The sequence below is a fragment of the Flavobacterium sp. SOK18b genome (genome assembly GCF_014156605.1).
Classification (GTDB): Bacteria; Bacteroidota; Bacteroidia; order Flavobacteriales; family Flavobacteriaceae; genus Flavobacterium; species Flavobacterium tiangeerense.
In genome coordinates this window covers 1-3,635 of record NZ_QKNZ01000132.1, presented here as the reverse complement: position 1 = coordinate 3,635, position 3,635 = coordinate 1, and the positions used below count along the sequence as shown (strand labels likewise).

Below are 3,635 nucleotides of genomic sequence, written 5' to 3'. Positions count from 1 at the left end.
TACAGGAATTTAATATAATAAGAAATTTTTAGTATTAATTATGCCAACAATTCAACAATTAGTAAGAACAGGAAGAACTCAGATAACTAAGAAGAGTAAATCGGTTGCTTTAGATTCTTGTCCTCAAAGAAGAGGGGTTTGTACGCGTGTTTACACTACAACACCAAAAAAACCAAACTCTGCAATGCGTAAAGTAGCGCGTGTACGTTTGACAAATGGTAACGAAGTGAATGCTTACATCCCTGGTGAAGGACACAATTTACAAGAGCACTCGATAGTATTAGTTAGGGGTGGAAGGGTAAAAGATTTACCAGGAGTTAGATATCACATCGTTCGTGGTGCACTTGATACGTCAGGAGTAGCAGGAAGAACGCAAAGAAGATCTAAGTACGGAGCTAAACGCCCAAAGGAAGTAAAAAAGTAATTTAAAAAGTTAATTGCTTGTAACTGAGTTAGAATTTTTAATTCTATATCTAAGTTATGTGTTAATGACAAAAAATTAAAAAAAAGACATGAGAAAAAGAGCGGCAAAGAAAAGACCACTTTTACCAGATCCAAGGTTTAATGACCAACTGGTAACACGTTTTGTGAACAACTTAATGTGGGATGGAAAAAAATCTACAGCGTTTAAAGTATTTTATGATGCAATTGATATTATTGAATCTAAAAAACAAGATGCTGAAAAACCATCATTAGAAATCTGGAAAGATGCGTTAACTAATGTTATGCCTCACGTAGAAGTACGTAGTCGTAGAGTAGGTGGAGCTACATTTCAAATTCCAATGCAAATTCGTCCAGATAGAAAAATTTCTATGGCGATGAAATGGTTAATTCTTTATTCAAGAAGAAGAAACGAAAAGTCAATGGCTCAAAGATTAGCATCAGAATGTTTAGCTGCTGCTAAAGAAGAAGGAGCTGCTGTTAAGAAAAGAATGGATACTCACAAAATGGCTGAAGCTAACAAAGCTTTCTCTCACTTTAGATTTTAATCCGTAAGAAATGGCTAGAGAACTTAAATATACAAGAAACATAGGTATTGCTGCTCATATTGATGCTGGTAAAACAACAACAACTGAGCGTATATTATTCTATACAGGAAAATCACACAAAATTGGTGAAGTACACGATGGTGCTGCAACAATGGACTGGATGGCACAAGAGCAAGAAAGAGGTATTACTATTACTTCTGCAGCTACAACTTGTGAATGGAATTTTCCAACTACTCAAGGTAAAATTTTACCTGAGACTTTGCCTTATCACTTTAATATCATTGATACTCCAGGACACGTTGACTTTACTGTTGAAGTAAACCGTTCTTTGCGTGTACTTGATGGTTTAGTATTCTTGTTTAGTGCTGTTGATGGTGTTGAACCTCAATCAGAAACAAACTGGAGATTAGCAGATCAATATAGAGTTCCTCGTATTGGTTTTGTTAATAAAATGGATAGACAAGGATCTAACTTTTTGATGGTATGTCAACAAGTAAGAGACATGTTAAAATCTAACGCTGTTGCGATTACTTTGCCAATTGGTGAAGAAAATGATTTCAAAGGTGTTGTAGATTTAGTAAGAAACCAAGCTATTGTTTGGGATGATGCTGGAATGGGAGCAACTTATGAAGTTGTTGATATTCCTGCTGATATGGTAGACGAAGTTAAAGAGTACAGAGACATTCTTATTGAGGCTGTTGCTGATTATGATGAGAACTTACTTGATAAGTATATGGAAGATCCAGATTCTATCACCGAAGAAGAAATCAACATCGCTTTAAGAGCAGCTGTAATGGATATGGCAATTATTCCTATGATTGCTGGTTCATCTTTCAAAAATAAAGGAGTTCAATTCATGTTAGATGCAGTATGTAAATACTTGCCATCTCCAATGGATAAAGAAGGTATTGAAGGTATTCATCCTGATGATGCTGAACTTTTAGAAGAAGATCAAACTAAAATCTTGCGTAAGCCAGATGTTAAAGAGCCATTTGCAGCTTTAGCATTTAAAATTGCTACTGACCCATTCGTAGGTCGTTTAGCTTTCTTCCGTGCTTATTCAGGACGTTTAGATGCAGGTTCTTATGTTTTGAACACGCGTTCTGGAAACAAAGAAAGAATTTCTCGTATCTACCAAATGCACGCAAACAAACAAAACCCAATCGAGTATATCGAGGCAGGAGATATTGGAGCGGCAGTTGGATTTAAAGATATCAAAACTGGAGATACATTGTGTGATGAAAAACACCCAATTATTCTTGAGTCAATGAAATTCCCTGCGCCAGTAATTGGTATTGCTATTGAGCCTAAAACTAAGGCTGACGTAGATAAAATGGGTATGGCTTTGGCTAAATTAGCTGAAGAGGATCCTACATTTACTGTTAGAACTGATGAAGCTTCTGGGCAAACGATTATTTCTGGTATGGGTGAGCTTCACTTAGATATCTTGGTAGATCGTATGAAACGTGAATTTAAAGTTGAAGTAAACCAAGGTGAGCCTCAAGTTGAATATAAAGAAGCGTTTACTAAAAAAGCACAACACAGAGAGACTTACAAAAAACAATCTGGAGGTCGTGGTAAATTCGGTGATATCGTATTTATTCTTGAGCCTGCTGATGAAGTTGATGGTAAAGCTCCAGTTGGATTACAGTTTGTTAATGCTGTGAAAGGTGGTAACGTTCCAAAAGAGTATATACCTTCAGTTGAAAAAGGTTTCCGTGAGGCAATGAAAACTGGTCCTTTAGCAGGATATCAAGTTGATAGTTTAAAGGTTACTTTATTAGACGGATCTTTCCACCCTGTGGATTCTGATGCGCTTTCTTTTGAGTTAGCAGCAAGAATGGGTTATAGAGAGGTAGCGAAAGCTGCTGGTGCTGTAATTTTAGAGCCAATCATGAAAATGGAGGTTATTACACCAGAAGAAAACATGGGAGATATCGTTGGTGATATTAACCGTCGTAGAGGTCAGGTGAGTGACATGGGAGATAGAAATGGTGCTAAAACTATTAAGGCTGATGTGCCTTTATCAGAGATGTTTGGATATGTTACAACGTTAAGAACATTATCTTCTGGTAGAGCAACTTCTACAATGGAATTCTCTCATTATGCAGAGACACCTTCTAATATTTCAGAAGCAGTAATTAAAAAAGCAAAAGGAAACGCTTAATCTTTAAGAAAATGAGTCAAAAAATCAGAATAAAATTAAAATCTTACGATCACATGTTGGTAGACAAGTCTGCTGAAAAGATTGTAAAAACAGTAAAAACTACTGGTGCTGTTGTAACTGGTCCTATTCCGTTGCCAACTCACAAAAAATTGTTTACAGTATTGCGTTCACCGCACGTAAACAAGAAAGCTAGAGAGCAGTTTGAAGTAATGTCTTACAAGAGATTGATTGATATTTACTCTTCTTCTTCAAAAACTATTGATGCTTTGATGAAACTAGAATTGCCTAGTGGAGTAGAAGTAGAAATTAAAGTATAAGTATATTTTTTTTATAAAGCGGAACATTTTGTTCCGCTTTTTTTTTGGAATAAAGTCAAATGTTTTGATTTATAGGGAATGAACGGATTATTTTTAAATTTTTTTAGAATATTTTTTAATATTTAATTCTTGAAATAGCATCAATCTAAGGGTGTGTTGTAG

The 3,635-nt window shown here is 35.5% G+C and carries 4 protein-coding genes; all 4 read left to right on the top strand.

The features are described from left to right. Positions 1–40: 40 nt before the first annotated feature. The 4 genes from rpsL to rpsJ all read left to right on the top strand — a co-directional run bounded on the left by rpsL (position 41) and on the right by rpsJ (position 3,473). The gene (rpsL, locus tag DNC80_RS14805; RefSeq protein WP_144893908.1) at positions 41–424 is read left to right on the top strand and encodes a 30S ribosomal protein S12; all 384 of its coding nucleotides are present in this window, start codon (positions 41–43) and stop codon (positions 422–424) included. 88 nt (positions 425–512) lie between these two features. Further along, entirely contained in the window at positions 513–989 is a 477-nt protein-coding gene (rpsG, locus tag DNC80_RS14800) for a 30S ribosomal protein S7 (RefSeq protein WP_035668130.1), read from the top strand. A 10-nt stretch (positions 990–999) separates the two neighbouring features. Beyond that, positions 1,000–3,156 (top strand): elongation factor G, encoded by a 2,157-nt coding sequence (gene fusA, locus DNC80_RS14795; RefSeq protein ID WP_144893906.1) that lies wholly within the window; start codon positions 1,000–1,002, stop codon positions 3,154–3,156. An 11-nt stretch (positions 3,157–3,167) separates the two neighbouring features. Continuing rightward, positions 3,168–3,473, top strand: a complete 306-nt coding sequence (gene rpsJ / locus DNC80_RS14790; RefSeq protein ID WP_007803605.1) for a 30S ribosomal protein S10 — start codon at positions 3,168–3,170, stop codon at positions 3,471–3,473. The last annotated feature ends 162 nt before the right edge of the window (positions 3,474–3,635 follow it).

Coding starts and splice junctions, on each gene's coding strand:
- rpsJ (WP_007803605.1), top strand. CDS start 3,168: ATGAGTCAAAAAATCAGAATAAAATTAAAATCTTACGATCACATGTTG.
- rpsL (WP_144893908.1), top strand. CDS start 41: ATGCCAACAATTCAACAATTAGTAAGAACAGGAAGAACTCAGATAACT.
- fusA (WP_144893906.1), top strand. CDS start 1,000: ATGGCTAGAGAACTTAAATATACAAGAAACATAGGTATTGCTGCTCAT.
- rpsG (WP_035668130.1), top strand. CDS start 513: ATGAGAAAAAGAGCGGCAAAGAAAAGACCACTTTTACCAGATCCAAGG.